Raw genomic sequence first — 16,522 nt, 5'->3', positions numbered from 1 at the left:
GGGTTTTGAGGGAGGTGGGTTGTCGAACTGGAGCAAGAATTAGCGGTCTGCGGTGATCGGGACCGCTAGGTATCCCCATCCGTCGTAGGCGTCCAGCAGGCGATAGTTGTTGTCCTCGTAGCTGCCGGGGAAGAAGACCACGAGGCGGCCGGGAACGAGTGGAGCAAGTTTGTCGACGACGCCTTTTACTTTCAAAAATCCGAACAGTGTGCCGACTCCGGCGAGCGCCACGACATCATCGTCGCCCACCGATCTGTCTTCACAGAACTGAGTGAACTGCTCAACGATGTAGTCTTCGTACTTGCCCCAGAGGGTCGTCAGCTTTTCCGGGGCGGCGAAGTAGGCTTTTGCGTACCGCTGGGATCCCATCCAGTTGGGAAACGAATCCGTTAGGTCGAACAGGGCCCAATTGTGATCGGCACGCTGAGTCGCAATTTCAAATTCATCGAGTCGGGCGCGCAACCGCAGCTCTGTGTATTCGGGATACACGCAAAAGATGACGCGCTGTGCGGGTGCCGCGTCGTCTCGCCAAGGAATCGCAATGTGCCGGGCGTACGATTCGACCAGTTGTTTAATCTTGCTCAACGATCCACTCCCGTTCCTCAGCGGTCAGCAGACGCGGGAAGGCAACTTCCATGACATTGCCCACCCGTTTGAAATTGATCCAGCCCTTGTTACCGGCCAATTCCGCCAAGTCGACTCCGGTGCTCGGAGAACAGTCCAGCAGTTTCATGTACGGGTTTTCGAATAGTAGCGGCCCGCGATCGCCGGTGACAAAGCCGAGAAGCAGAGCCAGCGCCACGGCTCCTGGGGTCGGCTGGACACGCCGACGAGTTTTCCTGGTCCGGCCCTTCAAGTGCCCCGCGTGCGTCCAAGTGGTTGCGAGGTTCTGGGCAGTCGACTTCAGCGTGGCCGCACTAAAACGTCCCGGTTCCTGTTCGTCGATAGACCTTTCCAACGCTTCCCGCACGAACGGTTCACCGTCTTTCATTCCCAAGACGAACGGCGTGTTGGTCCGCAGAACGGAGTCTCGGGCATAGGCCACGAGGAATGCCAACAGGGGACGTCCTGGCGGATCGCGTTGCCAGAGAAAGGCGAAGTCCCGATACAGCGGCACCGAAAGGTCGAGGGCGTACAACGTTTCAAGATGCCGCACCGCCAACTTTCGCGATCTGGCGGTTCGCTTCCCCAAAACGTTTTCGTCCTCGATCGCGTCAACCAGGGCGTTTCGCGGTTGCTCGAAACGCCTATCCCCGAGAAGGGTGGTTAGATCATTGAGCATCATGGACCGAGCAAGGTGGGGACCTCCTGATGCCATCGAGAACCCAAACCGCTCCAGCGCGTTCGAGGCCGCAACGTCCTTCAAATCCGCCATTCCGATCACGCTACTTCGCCTTCCGTGGGGCGATTCGAGATTTCTCTGCACTTCTGAGCAGACTTTCGAGATCTCGCCGCTTGAACAACCGGTAACCGTTCACCGGGTTTCGGTGCATCGGGATTTTTCCGGCACGCCCCCAGTTCCGGACAGTGTTTTGCGAGACGCCCAGGAATTCTGCGGCGTCTTTGATTGTGAAGTAGTTGTCGAGCTTTTCCATCGAACCCTCCCCGCGGCAGTTGCAACGTCCCGATCGTTGTGCAAACCTTACCAAACCGTGAAACGGTGAGAAAGCACCCGGCCGGTACTTCCTCCGCGGGGGACAACTTACAGAGTGAAGATCAAACTTCAGTTGCCGATGTAAGAAATCAACAGTCCGGGAAGCCGGTCGCCACCATTCATAGGCGGCGCGACCTGAATCGCAGAAGGCGAATCGGCTTGTTGATTTAGTCAGCCGTATGGCGCGAGCCTACGGGCATGGGCGAGTTTCCTTGGAGGTTGAGGCCCGTACTCTAGCGCGTAACGGCTGATCCCATGTGTGATCGGATCAAATCAACAGGCCGGAATGCGTCCCGCCGACCTTCAACTTCCCCGCCAACTGCGAAGCTTGCTCATTGCCGCTGCCTCAAGCCGCTTTTGTTGTTTGAATAAGAATGAACGACACACAACTAGACCGAGATCCGAACGAAGCGCGACGTGCCGAACGTCTGACGGTCCGACGGAGCGTTAAAGCTGTGTTGCAAAATGAATGGGAAAATGATGGGTTGATTAGCTGGATGCCACTCTGGTCGAAGCAACTGGACCAAGAACTTCGGCAAGGCACACTCAGCAACGACGAATGGGTTACCGTGTTGGCGATATGGACCTACGTGGTTAGGGAACACGACCGAAAGTCTTTTGAAAACCACGGCCGTCGTGGCTTTTATCCGCCGAAGGAATATTCCATTAACCCCACCGTTCCATATTGTGGGCATCCGACGCTGGACGCGTGGCTTGTTGCCGACGAAGAGTGCTTTCAGCTCGAATACGAAATGCATCGCTACGACGATAGTTTTGAGCATTACAGAGAAGGCAACATTCCAGAGGGCTACAATCCGGCTATCCCCGACCCGACTTCCGCTGACGACTCGACGCACCCAATCGTAGATGCAACGGCTACCGACCGGATGCGGCTGAAGGAAGCGGAGGCTCGTCGAGCGGAGGTTGAACGAGCTTGCGAGGATGGTCCCGTTCGGGATGCGCAAGAAAATTTGTGGTTCCGACTGGTTAAAGACCTTATCGGATCTATTACCAAGGAAGTTCTCGACCACTGCCGGTCAGTGTTGGGTGAGGAGCTACAAAAAGCAGGAATTGCTAACGGAAAGAGCCTCACACAAGGAAGCGAACAAGGAGCCATCCACGTCGCTTCATCGGAAGAGCATCACATCGACGAGGGAGGTTCTCCAGAGTCTGATCCTTGCCCTCCGCCGGCTTACGACCCCGAATCTCCAGACTGGATCCTGGGGGCGCGGCTCGGAGATCACCTGGAGATCGAATCATCCACAATGGCCGGTTACCGAACCGCAAGCAAAGGGGCACAGTTGTTCTCGGACAAACTCGGGAAGTGGGGGATCGATTGTATCGGAACGTTCCGTAGCGGTGTCGATGCCCAGAAATCGGTGGCGTACCACATTCCTGAGATGAAGCCTACCTATTCGGCTCGATACAAAGAGGCGGCCCGAAAAAAATAGAAATTTCCGTATGGGTCCCATATGGGTCTGCTCCAAACCCATACAGACTTTCACAGTGGACTCTCCATGATCGTGTGCGACACGTCTGACCTGCAGACGTCTCGTCGTTCACCCGATACATGGAATCCCAATGTCTCAGAAAAATCTGTGCGCCGCTGGTAGCACCGGCGGCGATGATCGGTCGATGCTCTCCATCGCCGATCTCGAAATTCGGTGGAACGCCCACCGACGAACCATCCGACGGAAAGTCGATCAAGGACTTATCCCGCCGCCCGTCGAATGCTTCGGGAGGATCCTGCGATGGTCCCGTTGCGTCATCGAACAGTGGGAAGCCGATGGCTGCCCGCCGGTGCGTAAGACAACCACGGCAAGCACGCAAAAAGATCGTTCGCCCATCTCCGCGACGCAAAGGAGATGTGGCAATGCGTAACAAGACACTCAGTCGAGTCTTAACTGAAGACGCGATCACTTTGGCCGAAGTTCCGGCGATGCTGCCGGGACGCCGACCGCACGTTTCGACCGTTTGGCGATGGTATCGCACCGGTGTGCGAGGCGTCCGCCTGGAGGCCGTCAAGATCGGTCGCAGCGTCATCACGTCTAGGCAGGCCGTCACTCGTTTCTTGACTCATCTCAACGCGTCGAATGGCGATGGAGGTGAAAAATGATAAAGGAGGTATCAATCTCATCAATTGAGTTCGACGAGTCGATCCAGTGCCGCCAGTCAATCTGCATCGACACACGAGATGACTACGTCGAAATTTGGAAAAGCTACAAACCGAAGGCGGGGTCTCCGTTTGATTCGGATCCCGTCTTGTTTTTCGAGGGACCTAATTTCTGGATCGGAGACGGATGGCACCGAATTCTCGCCGCTAAAAATGCGGGCCGCACATCGCTTCCAGCGGATGTCCGTGAAGGCGGTCGCGAAGATGCCATCCTCTTCGCGCTGAAAGCGAATCGTTCACACGGTTTACGACGCACCAATGCGGACAAACGCAAGGCTGTTGCTGTCGCGTTGGCGGAGTTTCCCGATTGGTCCGACAAGCGAATTGCAGAAGCGTGTGATGTCAGTCGCGGGCTTGTTGCAACTGTCAAGAGGGCGCTCAGCGGTGTTGGCGAGCGTCCCCCGCGTGAGGAAGGCGACAACGAGTCGACCACAGAGAGGGAGGATGTTTTGGATGACGCCTCGCCTTTACTGCTAGCTGAAATTGACCCCGCACCCAACCAGGGGGATGAAACGTTTCATCCCCCTGATAGTGAATCACTGTCGTGCGGTGCTTGCAACCTATTGAAGGGAGCGGTCAAGCAGGGGGACCTATCGGTCGCAGATGCGAACCAATTGGTTGACGTGGTTCCCGACCGCAAGAAGCAAGGCGACATCGTCCGCAGTGGACCCGAAGCGGTAAGACGCGCGATTGAATCCGGCGGCGGCCCCAACAAGGAGAAGAAGACCGCATATTCAAAGTTGAAAAAGACCATCGAGTCGGCCTTCCGCGCGAATGATGACTATCACGAATTGGTGCCGAATGTGAAAGCCCACAGCGACGTTCTCGAAAACCTCTGCTGCGCAATGGATAACTTATGGGGGCCAGAATGATCAAGCTGCCCCACCTATACGACTACCAAGAGAAACTACGATCTGACACCAGAAATGCGTTGACAGTGAAACGGGCTGTGATTGCGTGCATGTCACAAGGCGCAGGGAAGACTCGGGTAACGAAGAACATTCTTGGATCCGTGGTTAATCGCGGCAGACGCAACGACCAGAGCGGACATGTGCTGTTTGTCGTCCATCGACGCGGATTGGTTCAGAATGCATCCAATAGTTTCAGCGAAAATCCATCGCTGGAGCATGGCGTGCTGATGAGTGGATGTGAAACGACGGGCGGTCTTCCCGTCCAAGTGGGTTCGATTGACACAATGCTGTCTTGGTATTGCGAGGGCGGAAAGTACGACAGCACCCAGACGTATGACTTCATTGTGTTTGATGAATGCCACGCCCATCACTCAAAGTTCCAGACGTTCCTGACCGCCCACAACGCCAAACGCAAAGAGTTGGGACTGTCGGAACCGTACGTGCTTGGCCTAAGTGCAACACCGCAGGCGCAAGGGCTAAGCGACATTTACAAGACGATCGTCATGGGGCCCACTACGGCCTGGATGATCGAAAACGGCTACCTCAAACGTTTTCGATACTTCCAAGGCAAAGAGGGACAACTTGAAAAGCTGGTTCGTCGTGGTGATGAGTTCACCAAGGATTCAGTTGGGGAAGCGATGGAAGGGCTCGCAGGTGACTTGGTAATCGATTTGAAGCGTTTTGCCGAAGGACGTGCAACGGTTGGCTTCTTCCACCGGCTGTCACAGGCACAGGAGGCGGTCGAGATACTGCGTGCTGCTGGAATTCGTCCTGAGTACGTTGACGGCAGAACTTCCGATGACGAGCGGAATCAGATATTCCGCGAGCTGAATGACGGGACGATTGACTACATCGCCAATGTTGGAGTGATTGAACGCGGCACGGATATCCCGCGGATCGGATGCATTCAACTGTGCACTGCCATCGGGTCACTCCCCAGATATCTTCAGATGATCGGACGTGGTTCACGCAAGCATCCTGGAGTTGAAGATTGTGTGATTCTTGATCACGGTGGCAATGTGAAGCGACTTGGTTTCTTCGATGACCCCGTGAATTGGACTCTCGATTGGTCGTCACGGCCATCAAAGGAGCACAAGACACGGCCAAGCATCAGCTGTCCCAAATGCTCCGTCGTTTATCGTGGAGGACGATGCAATGCTTGTGGCTACGAGCCGATGAAGCCGGAGCGGAAGTCCCAAGGATTGGTGTTTCTTGGTGGCGAACTGCAGGAGGTCAAGAAAAGCAGCAAGCCGAAGAAGAAAAAGACGATGGAGGCAATCCTTGTTTCGTCGCTCTATCGGGCTGGTCGGTCCAACAAGACGTTTCCACAGGCCATAGCGATCGCACAGACGGAAGCGGCGGCGCAAGGCGACAGATTCGTCGTGCCCAAAACGTTTACGGTTGCCGGTCGAACGTACCGAACTATTCCCTTCGGTCATCCTGATAGTAGCCGAAGGGTCAGGGCTACCTACGGGTTTACGGTCAGGAATAACTCGCCAGACGCCAACCCCTACCTAGTTCAAGCGTGATCGCTCGGATTGCCAGGCGTTGGAGCGAGTTACGATGAGCATCAAATGGTTGCTTGATCGAATCTGCAACGTTGACGTCGCAATGAAGGTCGACGGACGCCCGATTCGGCTGGAAAGCCGGGATAAGAAAATTGACTTATGCCGGCGGGGGAACGCTAACAAAATTTGGCGATACTCGTCACGACTTGTTCAGCAACATCAAACCGGCGAAGAAACATTCTATTACACGACGGACGCGAACAAGGAATCGGGTCTGATCGCGATTGACATCGACTGCCATTCGTGCGGAACGATCGCCGGCGCGAACGAAGCGGCTGCGCTTTTTGAGAGTTTCTTCCCCGGCCTATTCTTTGAGCCGTCGACCAACAGCCGCGGGGTGCACGCGTACCTGGAAGTCCAATGGGGCCGAGATCCCGTCAAGCTGATCCGAAGGATACTCAAGGATTTTCAGTCCTGGTTGAACTACCAAGTTAAGCTCCACGGTTGCGAGATCGAGGTGGTTGAGATCAAAGCCACGCCGACGAAACAGAACTGGGATCAGGGAAAGCTCAAGGGCATCAGTTTCGGGCAACTGTGCAAGCTTCCTCGCGATGTCGCTACCGCATCACAGACTGCATCGATTCGACTGGTCGAACTGGAACGACTGATGAATCCAGACAGGAGCAAATTTGTCGATTCCAAACGCATCCCCGCAACCAAAGGGGCTGCGGTAAAGGCTTTGCGCAAGCGTTCCGAGTCTCCGCACCAGCCAAAGGGTTCGTTCGCTTGCAAACACATCACGCGGGAGATAATCGAATCCAAGCTTGGGATCGCGCGAACGCTCCACATCGATTGCCAGCCGCGCGTCGCCTGCAACAAGTCGCTGGCGATTACGCCCGAGCACATCGCCGTGTTTATCGCGTTAGCGGAGTTCTTCGCCGCCAATCCAAACCCAGATGGATCGAATCCAACTGCGCGGATGCGGGCGATCTGGCAAAAGCTCTACGAAGACGGCACGACCACGTCACAGCATCATCCGTCTCGCGTCGCCGCCATCCGCAACGCCCTGGTCGATGCGGGCCTGATCAATCTACAAGACAATCGGTACACGTATTTCCTCGGGGCGAAACTGGGCGTCGCGATGAAATGGTCGTTGGACCTTGAGACGTTGCGGGCATACGAATTCATCGTAACGGGAGAATCACAGGCGGAGCCGGTAACTCGAGGTACAGAAGAAGTAGAAGTAGAAGTAGAAGTAGAAGTAGAAGTAGAAGTAGAAGTAGAAGTAGAAGTAGAAGTAGAAGTAGAAGTAGAAGTAGAAGTAGAAGTAGAAGAAGACAACCTTGGGATTACCTTGCCGAGGCTCGTTGAATCGAAACGTCGTCCACGTTACGTGTTGCCACGTGAATTGGTCGAATGGCCACCGCCAACCCACGCACTTGCTGTCTAAAACCCAATTCTTTCGACGATTCCGAAACAAACCATTTGGGAACAGTTTGAGCTTCTTGGCGTGGGGGCACGACTCAAGGCTACGGCGCAACCTCTATCGCTGCTTTCGTTGCGCTACCAGCGGAAACGCCCTGGAATTGTGGTCAAGCTACCGCAAGCTCTCGCTCAACGCAGCCGGCGAAGAGATCTAGCGCCGCCTAGACCAAAACAGGCAACCGGACAAAGCGAAAATCTCCATCAACGATCAAGCAACCGCCCCCTAAGCCAACCCCGCCAAAGTGGCGCTATCCAATTCCGGCATCAACAATGGCGATGAGGCATTCTGTCGCAGCAGCTATTGGAGAAGATGCCTTTACCCCAGCAGGGGTGATGCATCGCCTAACCTAATTGGTAGACACACTTCTGGATTTCGAGTGCCTCCCGCTATCTATCACCAATTCCTCTCAAGTCCCAGTCAAACTTCCCTATTACATCGAAAATTTTCCCCGAAAGGATCTGTCATGAAATCAATCGTTACCGCACTGACTGTCGTTCTTCTTCTTTGTGGCGTTACGTATGGGCAGGACGGGCCCGGCCCAAGCTTCGAGCACCTGAAAGGCTATGGACCAATGCTCGGAACTTGGCAGTACGAAGGACCTTTGCAGGAGGATTTGGCGGGAGTTGCCGAGAAGGGAACAAAAATGATCTTTCAGTTCTCATGGAAGAGGATTCTGAATAAAAACGCTGTAGAGGAGAACTGGTCTGTTGAATTCGAAGGTGGAACGACTTTCTCCGGAAAGGCGCTGAAAGGCTGGAACGCTGATAAGAAGGAAATTGTCTCCGGAGGAATGAATTCACTGGGCGGCGTGAGCATGGGGACAGTTGTGATAGACAAGGCAGCCAAGACATCGACGCTGATTTCAAAGGGCATTGACGGCGACGGAAAGGAGACATCGATCAAAGGTAGGGTGACCGTGACAGGAGAAGACACGATCACCTGGCAGGCTTTGGAGCGCACTGGCCGCCTTGCTGAAGGGCCAAGTCCGATCTACACGTTCAAGCGGGTAAAGAAACAAGCCAAGTAGATCCCAAGTCCGTTTTGCGTTTGCCGTTACTCAGCATCTCTAATACTGCGATTCCGTTCCATTCCCTACGGAGAACTACGATGAAAACCATCGCCATTTCGGCATGCGCCGCTGCCACTCTGTTGCTCATCTCACCGACACTGGCTCAAGAATCTTCTCGTGCCGACTTCGATAAGTTCTGCGAGGCCCATAAGGGAAGTTGGGTCGGTGACATTGAACTTGCTGCCGATATGCCGGGCTTCGGCAAGCAGGGTGACAGAATTACCGCTTACTCCCAGTGTCGGGTAAGCGACGACGGAAATACCATGATCTGTAGCAACCAAGTCGGTCGTGATATGGGTACGTGGGTGGTTGCCTACGACGCCGCAGCCAAGCGGATCAGGGGCCAATACTCCACGTCAAGCGGAATCTTTAACCAGTCGATCACGTACAGATCCGAAGACGGCTGGATTGAGGAGGGAAGCGGAACAACAAGCGAAGGCAAAAATGTCGAAGCTGCCTTTCAGATCGCAGCGACAGACGGCGGCAACACACACACTTGGTCAGGTGAACTAACCGTCGATGGCAAGACGGAGAAATTTCCAACCGAGGTCTGGAAAAGACTGGCGTCTCTGACCGAGGCCGATGCGAAGAAGGCGATTGACACTCTCGTGGGGCAATGGACGCTCACGTTCGATAAGGATGGTCAAGAGAAGACTGCAAAAGTCACCGCAACAGCAAGCAGCAGTGATATGGCGCTCCGAGTGACCTATCAAGAACCAGGTGAGCAGCCAGCGAGCGGCCTGTTTGCATGGCATTCGACGAAGCAGCAGATTGTCGAGACATGGTTTCGTGGCGGCGAGCATGTGAGGATCTGCTTTAACGGAATGACCGACGACGGTGCCCTGATCGGACCGGGTGAGGGGATGCTCGATGGCAAGCGTTTCGTAGGAATTCGTGTCCTGAAATTCCACTCTCAAGACCACTACACACATACGATACGCAGCACCATGAGTGAGGGAGAACCACAACCCGAAATGAATCTGGATGCAAAGCGTATTGTCGCTAACTCCGCTGACTGAAGATGGAAAAAAACATTCTCACTTGGGAGGCGGCGGAGCGTACAGGCTGCATTGTCGAAGGCCCGAGCGCGGCCTATGCGTTCAAACGAGTCAAGCGAGGAAAGAAACAAGCCAAGTAGCGTTGAACACCAATTCAACACCAAGTCGGTCGTTACGGAAAATACACTGCCCTCCGTATGATAGGCGTATTCGACACGAGTTCACGCAGTCGGTCGATAGATACTTGGGCCTCAAATCGTCTACCCCGTTAGTTCGAACAATCTAGCCGGGGTGGAAGAGACTCGATTTTCACCCCGTGAAATGCCGTTGAATTAAAGAAAAACTTGCTTTTTTGACGGATTCCATATCTGAATCTCGCACTAACACTCGAACTGGACGAGATACATCCTCCATGCGGAGTAGACGAGATGAATGCCGAGACTCTCTTCTTAGAAGCTGCCGAAATCGTCGATCCGAAACGGCGTTCTGAGTTCATCGAGGCCGCCCCCACAAGCCAGAAAGTCAAGCTAGAGGTATTGAAGCTGCTTCGGGCGCACGATGAACCGGACGGATTTCTGGAATCTCCCGTTGGTGGTGCACCTACCGTGGAGTCACGATCCGTCTCGGAATCACCAGGAATGATGATTGGAGCGTATAAGCTATTGCAGCAGATCGGTGAGGGCGGATTCGGCGCCGTCTACATGGCGGAACGGACCGGTGAAATCCAGCAGAAGGTCGCAATCAAGGTCATCAAGCCGGGCATGGACTCCAGGGAGGTGATCGCCCGATTCGAAGCCGAACGACAGGCGATTGCGCTGATGGATCATCCGAACATTGCCCGGGTGATGGACGCGGGAACGACGGAGAGCGGACGTCCTTACTTTGTCATGGAATTGGTAAAAGGGGTTTCCATAACCGAGTACTGCGATGTCAACAACATGTCCACTGAAGACCGGCTGCGACTGTTTACTCAAGTCTGTGCTGCGATCCAGCATGCTCATCAGAAAGGTATCATTCATCGCGATATCAAACCATCGAACATCTTGGTGACGATGGTTGACGGCGAACCCTTTCCCAAAGTCATCGACTTTGGAGTGGCCAAGGCGCTCAACCAAAAACTCACCGAAAAGACATTGTTCACCAAGTACGGGCATATGATCGGTACACCTCAGTACATGAGCCCCGAACAAGCGGAACTCAGCGCCTTGGACGTCGACACTCGGAGCGATGTCTATTCACTCGGCGTCCTGCTTTATGAGCTTTTGACCGGGACCACTCCAGTGAGTAAAGAACGGCTTCGGTCGGCGGCATTTGACGAGCTAAGACGTCTGATCCGCGAAGAAGAGGCCGAGCGTCCCAGCCATCGACTCAGCACACTGGGAGAACGCGCGTCGGTAGTCGCGACGAAGCGTGGTGCGGCGACGAAATCACTCTGCCAATACTTGCGTGGCGATCTTGACTGGATCGTCCTGCGAAGCCTGGAGAAGAGTCCTTCACGCCGGTATGAAACGCCAAAAAGCTTGGCTGAAGACGTGGAGCGGTTTCTGCAAACCAAACCGATCGCGGCACGGCGACCCTCTGCGGGCTATCGACTCCAAAAATACTTCCGTCGAAACGGACGTGGAATTTTGGTTGCAACGTCAAGTGTTGCTGCAGTTGTGATTGCGAGTGCTGCGCTCTGGCTTGCTGTCCAACGACCAGACATCCCGGAGCCCGTCACGCCTGATGAGCTAGTTCAGGAGATTGATTGGCGTCGCCAGGAGTACGGGCATCTCGCAACGTTGCTTCCCGATTCATCCGCGCGATTTCAGCGGATCGCCGAGGAACTTTCATATACGATGCGGAACGCAGGCCAGTTGAAGAGTTCGATGGAGGTTCTCGTCGATGCCGAGCAACAGGCGAGGAACGCAAACGTTGAAGAGGCCCAACTCGATTCCTTCAAAGAAGCGATAGCTTTTGGCGTAGCGTCGACGGCGACAAAAGCTTGTTTGCAAAGAGACGAGAAAACGATCGCACTTGCGGGAAGGTTGATCGGCGATGATGATGAAAACGAGTACGTAAGACTTGCCATTGCATTCTACGCAGAGCTGTCGAACTCTCCCCCTGAGTCCGTACTCAGCTACCTGCAAAAAAACAAACATCCAACGTATACCCAATTTGACCTGATGGCCGCAGAACTTATGTACCAACTCGGACGGGTGGATGCCGCGAAAATGCTACGTTGGACCGCGGCACGAAAGATCCGTCATCAAGAAAGCTGGATACCGAATTCCGGCAACGTGAGATGGAAAGAATATCACGAAAACTCGATCATGTTGCGTGACCGACTCGACCGAACCCTCGGGCTGACGCTGGAAGAATCAAGTCGGTATGGACAAGACTTAGACGTTCAGAAACGCCGTGCGGTTATCAAGGAGCTGATGCATGCTTTGCCGAACTACGCTGACTGGCAATTCTTGATGGCGCAGGAGCAAGTCATCCAAGGTGAACTCGAAGAAGCTTACGACCTCTACATGAAGGCCTACAGGATGGGCGAGTACCGTGGCCTAATCTACGCGGGAATCATTGCTTATCACCAAAGTTGGATGGAAAAGTACGATGCGACCACTTTCGAGATTCGTTCGCTTTGCGAAACAAGGAATCGAGAAACGATCATTGACCTTGGAAAGGCCTATCTGCTGCCACCACAGGAAAGTAAGGCGAACGACTTTCTTAGCAAAGCTGAAGAGAAATTGAAACAACACACCGACCATTCGCCGTCTCTTTTGACTGGTGGCATGGCCGCGCTCCGACTTGGCGACTTCGAAAAAACGCGAAATTACCTGTCGTATCGCAATGCGAATAGCGTCGCCCATCTTGCCTACCGTTCGATTGCCGCGCATCACCTTGGTGATTTTGAGACTGCGACAAACGAACTCGAAAAAGCAAGGCTTCATCTCAAGGAGTGGAAGTCCGGTGATCCCACCGTCATCTATTCGTCTTACTGGAATCATGCCTCGACTGAACGTTTATTTGCTGAAATCGCAGTTCGCGAAGCGGAAGTCGTCCTTCGATTATCGAAAAACGAACCATGACGGACGTGACCAAAATTCTCGTTGGTCTCGTTGAAGGGACACACAATGAGACACGAGATTTGTTGCCGTTGGTCTATCAACAGCTGCGGACACTCGCCCGTTCCAAGCTTGCCCGTGAGCGAGACGGAATTAGCATCGACGCGACCGAGTTGGTGCATGATGCCTTTCTTCGGTTAATTGGCAACGACGCACCGATCAGCTGGGAAAGTCGAGCGCAATTCTTTGCCGCGGCTGCCGAAGCGATGAGACGGATATTGATCGAACGTGCACGCGAACGTGAGACACTCAAACGGGGCGGGGATCGCAAACGCGAGCCATTTCACGAACAGATCGCTTCCGAGGATTCGGACAAAAAACTGTTTCAACTGAATGACGCGCTCGATCGGCTCGAGCAACAGGATCCTGAGCGAGCCAAACTCGTCAAGCTCCGTTACTTCGTCGGGTTCACCGTCGCCGAGGCGGCTCAGTTACTCGGCATTTCAAAGACGAAGGCCGAGCGATCCTGGGTTTTCACGCGTGCCTGGTTGCAGACCGAGATGACCAATGACGAGTTGGAATGAAGCGCTAGCGATTGTACTGCCACCGTTGGCCCTGTTCGTCTGCAAGTTCACCCAGTTTCCTAACTTTGAGCGTGACGGAAAGAAGGTGACCGGACCCGCGATCGCTTGAAACTTTGGTTCCTAGGTTTCACGCATCACACTCGCCGGTTGGATAGAGCAAGCGACCGTTGGTTCGGCTGTTTCCTAATGGCACGAACGACCCGGCATCAGTTCGAATCGAGGGCGATCACCCCTTAGCGAGGCAATCCTTCATCGAAGGAAGCGATGAATTGAAAGCCGGTGTCGGAGACTCAGAAGTGTTTTTCCCGTAATCGCTCGGCTTAAAAGCACTGAAGTCACTTCAGTATTTGGTACTTTTCCGCGCTGATTTTACTGAAGTCACTTCAGTAGACACATTGTCTTATGTCTTGTTAGGAATTGGGAGTCTGCAACGTTGAAAGTGCTCGAAATGTCCGCCAATTAGGTACGGGACCGAGTTTATGACCCGCGCTGCGGTTCGGGTGTCACGGGGCGCTTGAAAAGGGACCACTCATGGGCGCGCAAATGCCCCCACCCTAATGGCGATTCGTTTTTTGTTTTCACAGGCTCTCGCTCGCTGTATAGGCTTTGAAAACGAAAAGCGATGAGCCACATACCACCCAAAGTGTGGAGGAGCCCGAAGCGCCCATAGGTGGTCCCATTTGGGCGCCCCGTGACAGTTCGGGCGAGATGTTCGTGCAAAATAAGAAGTTCGTCGAGCATCTCGGCGGCCGGATCCACCGGGCGAAGCGACTAAAATAATTCTTGAACAGGCTGAGGCACGCTGCAACGGTACAATTGACAAACGACTTTTGAGGAAGGAATCATATGATCCCCGTATTAACAACCATCTTCAGGCCAGAGCGATGAGAGTGCTTGCATATCCAGTGGTATTGCTCGCCGTGATGGGATTAGGCCAGGTGAAGGCTGCGATTTTCACAGGCCTTGGGCATTTGCCGGGACACACACGAAGTGTGGCAAATGACGTTTCTCCGGACGGCACAATCATAGTTGGAACGAGTGGCCCTGCATCACAACAAAGCGGTGAGTTAAGTGGTAACAAAGCGTTCCAGTGGACGATTGGGGAAGGCATGACTCAAGTCGGGGGATTTGCGTCCAGCCACGGCAATGCTGTGTCAAGCAACGGCGTGTTCGTGGGCTCATACGAATACGCTAGCACAACAACTGGCCAGCGTTATATCCTCCACAAAGCTGCCGATCTTAACTCCGGAGCAATTCCGTCAGGCGGGAACAATAGTGTTGCGCATGACGTTTCGGCTGACGGCACAGTTAAGATTGGCGTAAAGCGGTTCACGCCATCACCGGATGGTCCGCGTGGATTTCGAAACAACATCGAATTGAAAGGCATCGATGGACGGGAGGCAGAAGCCTATGGAATTTCGGGCGATGGTCAGGTTGTCGTTGGAAACAGCCTCAGGAGTGGAAGCGAGGGTACTTGGACTGAGGCTACGATATGGAGCGGGGACTGGTCGGGAACTTCCAAACTTGGCCAAGGATTGGGTCGTCTAGGGAATGAGGACAGTGCAGCTCTCGCTATTTCATCCGATGGCCAAACCATTGTGGGGGAATCAGGACGATCGGCAGTCCGTTTTACGGGTGGACCGATCCTTGAACTGGGATCCATATCTGTGACAGGCGATAGCAAGGCCAATGCAGTTTCAGCAGACGGATCGATCATCGTAGGCCAAAGTGGCAACTATGCGTTTATCTGGGACGAAGAAAACGGAATGCGCGATCTCAGCGAAGTCCTTACGTCGGATTATGGATTGAATCTCGACGGATGGGATTTGAGTAGGGCGACGGGCATCTCAGATGATGGAGAAACCATCATTGGTTACGGCCTAAATCCATTCGGAGGCACTGAGGCATGGGTTGCGAATGTAACAGTCGTACCAGAACCCTCATCCACGGCTCTCATCGCTTTTGTTGCATTGGGGCTGATCGCACGTCGTCGGACTCGACATCGCAATGGAATCTGTTGAAAGGGAGTGAAAGGAGCGTACGGGACCCAATACGCCAACTAGCCTTCGATAACCAAGGCTCCGAGAGGAATTCGACATTGACGTGGAGCAGGGTGACTAACTTTGACGTAGAGATTCAACAGTTCTTTGAAGGTGCGGGGTGACACTATGGATCTAATCACAGCTATCCACGAGGCGGGGCACACCGTCGCGCATCGTCGCTTCTTTCCAAATTGGTACCTGTTTGGTGTCGCTTGTGTGCTTGTTGAAGAACAAGAGGAAGAAGGTGCGGCCGGATGGAGTGCGAACGAACAACTGTCGGGCAACGAGGATGCACAGACAATGGCCGATTTTGACACATACCTTTGCGCAGGATACGGGGCGGTGCTAGCCGCGAGATATAGCGAGGATGAGGCCGCGGCTGGGTGTGAAAATGACTTTAGTAAGGTTCAAGGCGCCCGTGCAGCAGCCAAGGCCATGGCGCTCGATCTGATGCGACAACCGGAGAATGTGAAAGCCGTCAAACGTATTGCTGATGAGTTGATGCTGCGTCGGCGGCTTCACTCCGATCATGTCACGATGCTGATAGACCTGTCAGACGGAGAAATAACCGAGTCTGAGTATCAGGAAGCGCTTTCCTTCCGCGGGTGGAACAATAACGAACCGACGTTGGAACCCGACGCCTAGCCGCCGGAACTGGAGATGGCAGTGAAAAAGGGGACCACTTTGGCAGCCAAAAAGGGAGCCAGGTGGTTTGAGTGGGGGTGACTTGGGGGTGCCGGTGCGGTGAGCTATTCCGATCACGGAATCGACTCGCCTCGCACCGGAATTGCGGCGGGCCAGCACCCGCCGAGCTGAGGCCGGAATTCACAGTTTACTGAAGGGACTTCAGCAAACTTCATTCGCCTCGCGGCAAAAACGAGGTTCCGGTTCCTGAGAATGTCAAAAACACAGACAGGAGGTAACCTAGGTACCTGCATACCGAGAATCCGAATCGCTGGTCAAAACCCGCTGATAATTGGGGCCCCCTTTCACATCGATCGCTCCATGAAGCCATCGCGAAACTGTGGATGTTTCGCGGGATCGATG

15 protein-coding genes are annotated in these 16,522 nt (G+C 54.1%); 12 read left to right on the top strand and 3 right to left on the bottom strand.

Annotated elements, in window-relative coordinates; translation table 11 throughout:
* Nucleotides 1–39: 39 nt before the first annotated feature.
* The 3 genes from NZK35_RS05515 to NZK35_RS05505 all read right to left on the bottom strand — a co-directional run bounded on the left by NZK35_RS05515 (nt 40) and on the right by NZK35_RS05505 (nt 1,595).
* On the bottom strand, nt 40–585 hold the full coding sequence (locus NZK35_RS05515; protein WP_259631593.1) for a DUF1788 domain-containing protein: 546 nt from the start codon (nt 583–585) through the stop codon (nt 40–42).
* Entirely contained in the window at nt 572–1,285 is a 714-nt protein-coding gene (locus NZK35_RS05510) for a hypothetical protein (protein WP_259631592.1), read from the bottom strand. The genes NZK35_RS05515 and NZK35_RS05510 overlap by 14 nt, the downstream gene beginning before the upstream one ends.
* Before the next feature lie 100 nt (nt 1,286–1,385).
* Entirely contained in the window at nt 1,386–1,595 is a 210-nt protein-coding gene (locus NZK35_RS05505) for a MerR family transcriptional regulator (protein WP_259631591.1), read from the bottom strand.
* Nucleotides 1,596–2,028: 433 nt separating this feature from the next.
* Here NZK35_RS05505 and NZK35_RS05500 point away from each other — a divergent pair, with 433 nt between their 5' ends.
* The 12 genes from NZK35_RS05500 (at nt 2,029) to NZK35_RS05445 (ending at nt 16,120) form a co-directional block, all read left to right on the top strand.
* Nucleotides 2,029–3,105, top strand: coding sequence for a hypothetical protein (locus tag NZK35_RS05500; protein ID WP_259631590.1), 1,077 nt, complete (start codon nt 2,029–2,031; stop codon nt 3,103–3,105).
* A 422-nt stretch (nt 3,106–3,527) separates the two neighbouring features.
* A complete protein-coding gene (locus NZK35_RS05495) occupies nt 3,528–3,770 on the top strand; it encodes a DUF1580 domain-containing protein (protein WP_259631589.1) in 243 nt (80 codons plus the stop codon).
* A gap of 347 nt (nt 3,771–4,117) precedes the next feature.
* A complete protein-coding gene (locus NZK35_RS05490; RefSeq protein ID WP_259631588.1) occupies nt 4,118–4,699 on the top strand; it encodes a hypothetical protein in 582 nt (193 codons plus the stop codon).
* Entirely contained in the window at nt 4,696–6,267 is a 1,572-nt protein-coding gene (locus NZK35_RS05485) for a DEAD/DEAH box helicase (protein ID WP_259631587.1), read from the top strand. Before NZK35_RS05490 ends, NZK35_RS05485 begins: the two co-directional genes overlap by 4 nt.
* A 34-nt stretch (nt 6,268–6,301) precedes the next feature.
* Complete coding sequence (locus NZK35_RS05480; RefSeq protein WP_259631586.1) at nt 6,302–7,696, top strand: hypothetical protein; 1,395 nt, start codon at nt 6,302–6,304, stop codon at nt 7,694–7,696.
* Nucleotides 7,697–8,195: 499 nt separating this feature from the next.
* Nucleotides 8,196–8,759, top strand: a complete 564-nt coding sequence (locus tag NZK35_RS05475) for a hypothetical protein (protein WP_259631585.1) — start codon at nt 8,196–8,198, stop codon at nt 8,757–8,759.
* 80 nt (nt 8,760–8,839) lie between these two features.
* On the top strand, nt 8,840–9,820 hold the full coding sequence (locus NZK35_RS05470) for a hypothetical protein (protein WP_259631584.1): 981 nt from the start codon (nt 8,840–8,842) through the stop codon (nt 9,818–9,820).
* A gap of 407 nt (nt 9,821–10,227) precedes the next feature.
* Complete coding sequence (locus NZK35_RS05465; RefSeq protein WP_259631583.1) at nt 10,228–12,873, top strand: serine/threonine protein kinase; 2,646 nt, start codon at nt 10,228–10,230, stop codon at nt 12,871–12,873.
* Nucleotides 12,870–13,433 carry an ECF-type sigma factor gene (locus NZK35_RS05460; protein ID WP_259631582.1) on the top strand — a complete coding sequence of 188 codons (564 nt, stop codon included), beginning with the start codon at nt 12,870–12,872 and terminating at the stop codon, nt 13,431–13,433. The genes NZK35_RS05465 and NZK35_RS05460 overlap by 4 nt, the downstream gene beginning before the upstream one ends.
* Nucleotides 13,417–13,542 carry a hypothetical protein gene (locus NZK35_RS05455; RefSeq protein WP_259631581.1) on the top strand — a complete coding sequence of 42 codons (126 nt, stop codon included), beginning with the start codon at nt 13,417–13,419 and terminating at the stop codon, nt 13,540–13,542. Before NZK35_RS05460 ends, NZK35_RS05455 begins: the two co-directional genes overlap by 17 nt.
* Before the next feature lie 775 nt (nt 13,543–14,317).
* Nucleotides 14,318–15,454 (top strand): PEP-CTERM sorting domain-containing protein, encoded by a 1,137-nt coding sequence (locus NZK35_RS05450; protein ID WP_259631580.1) that lies wholly within the window; start codon nt 14,318–14,320, stop codon nt 15,452–15,454.
* Nucleotides 15,455–15,601: 147 nt separating this feature from the next.
* Complete coding sequence (locus NZK35_RS05445; RefSeq protein WP_259631579.1) at nt 15,602–16,120, top strand: hypothetical protein; 519 nt, start codon at nt 15,602–15,604, stop codon at nt 16,118–16,120.
* The last annotated feature ends 402 nt before the right edge of the window (nt 16,121–16,522 follow it).

Source organism: Stieleria sedimenti, assembly GCF_025060895.1.
Lineage (GTDB): Bacteria > Planctomycetota > Planctomycetia > Pirellulales > Pirellulaceae > Stieleria > Stieleria sedimenti.
The sequence above is the reverse complement of the archived record's forward strand: the minus strand, read 5'-3'. Positions and strand labels throughout refer to the sequence as shown.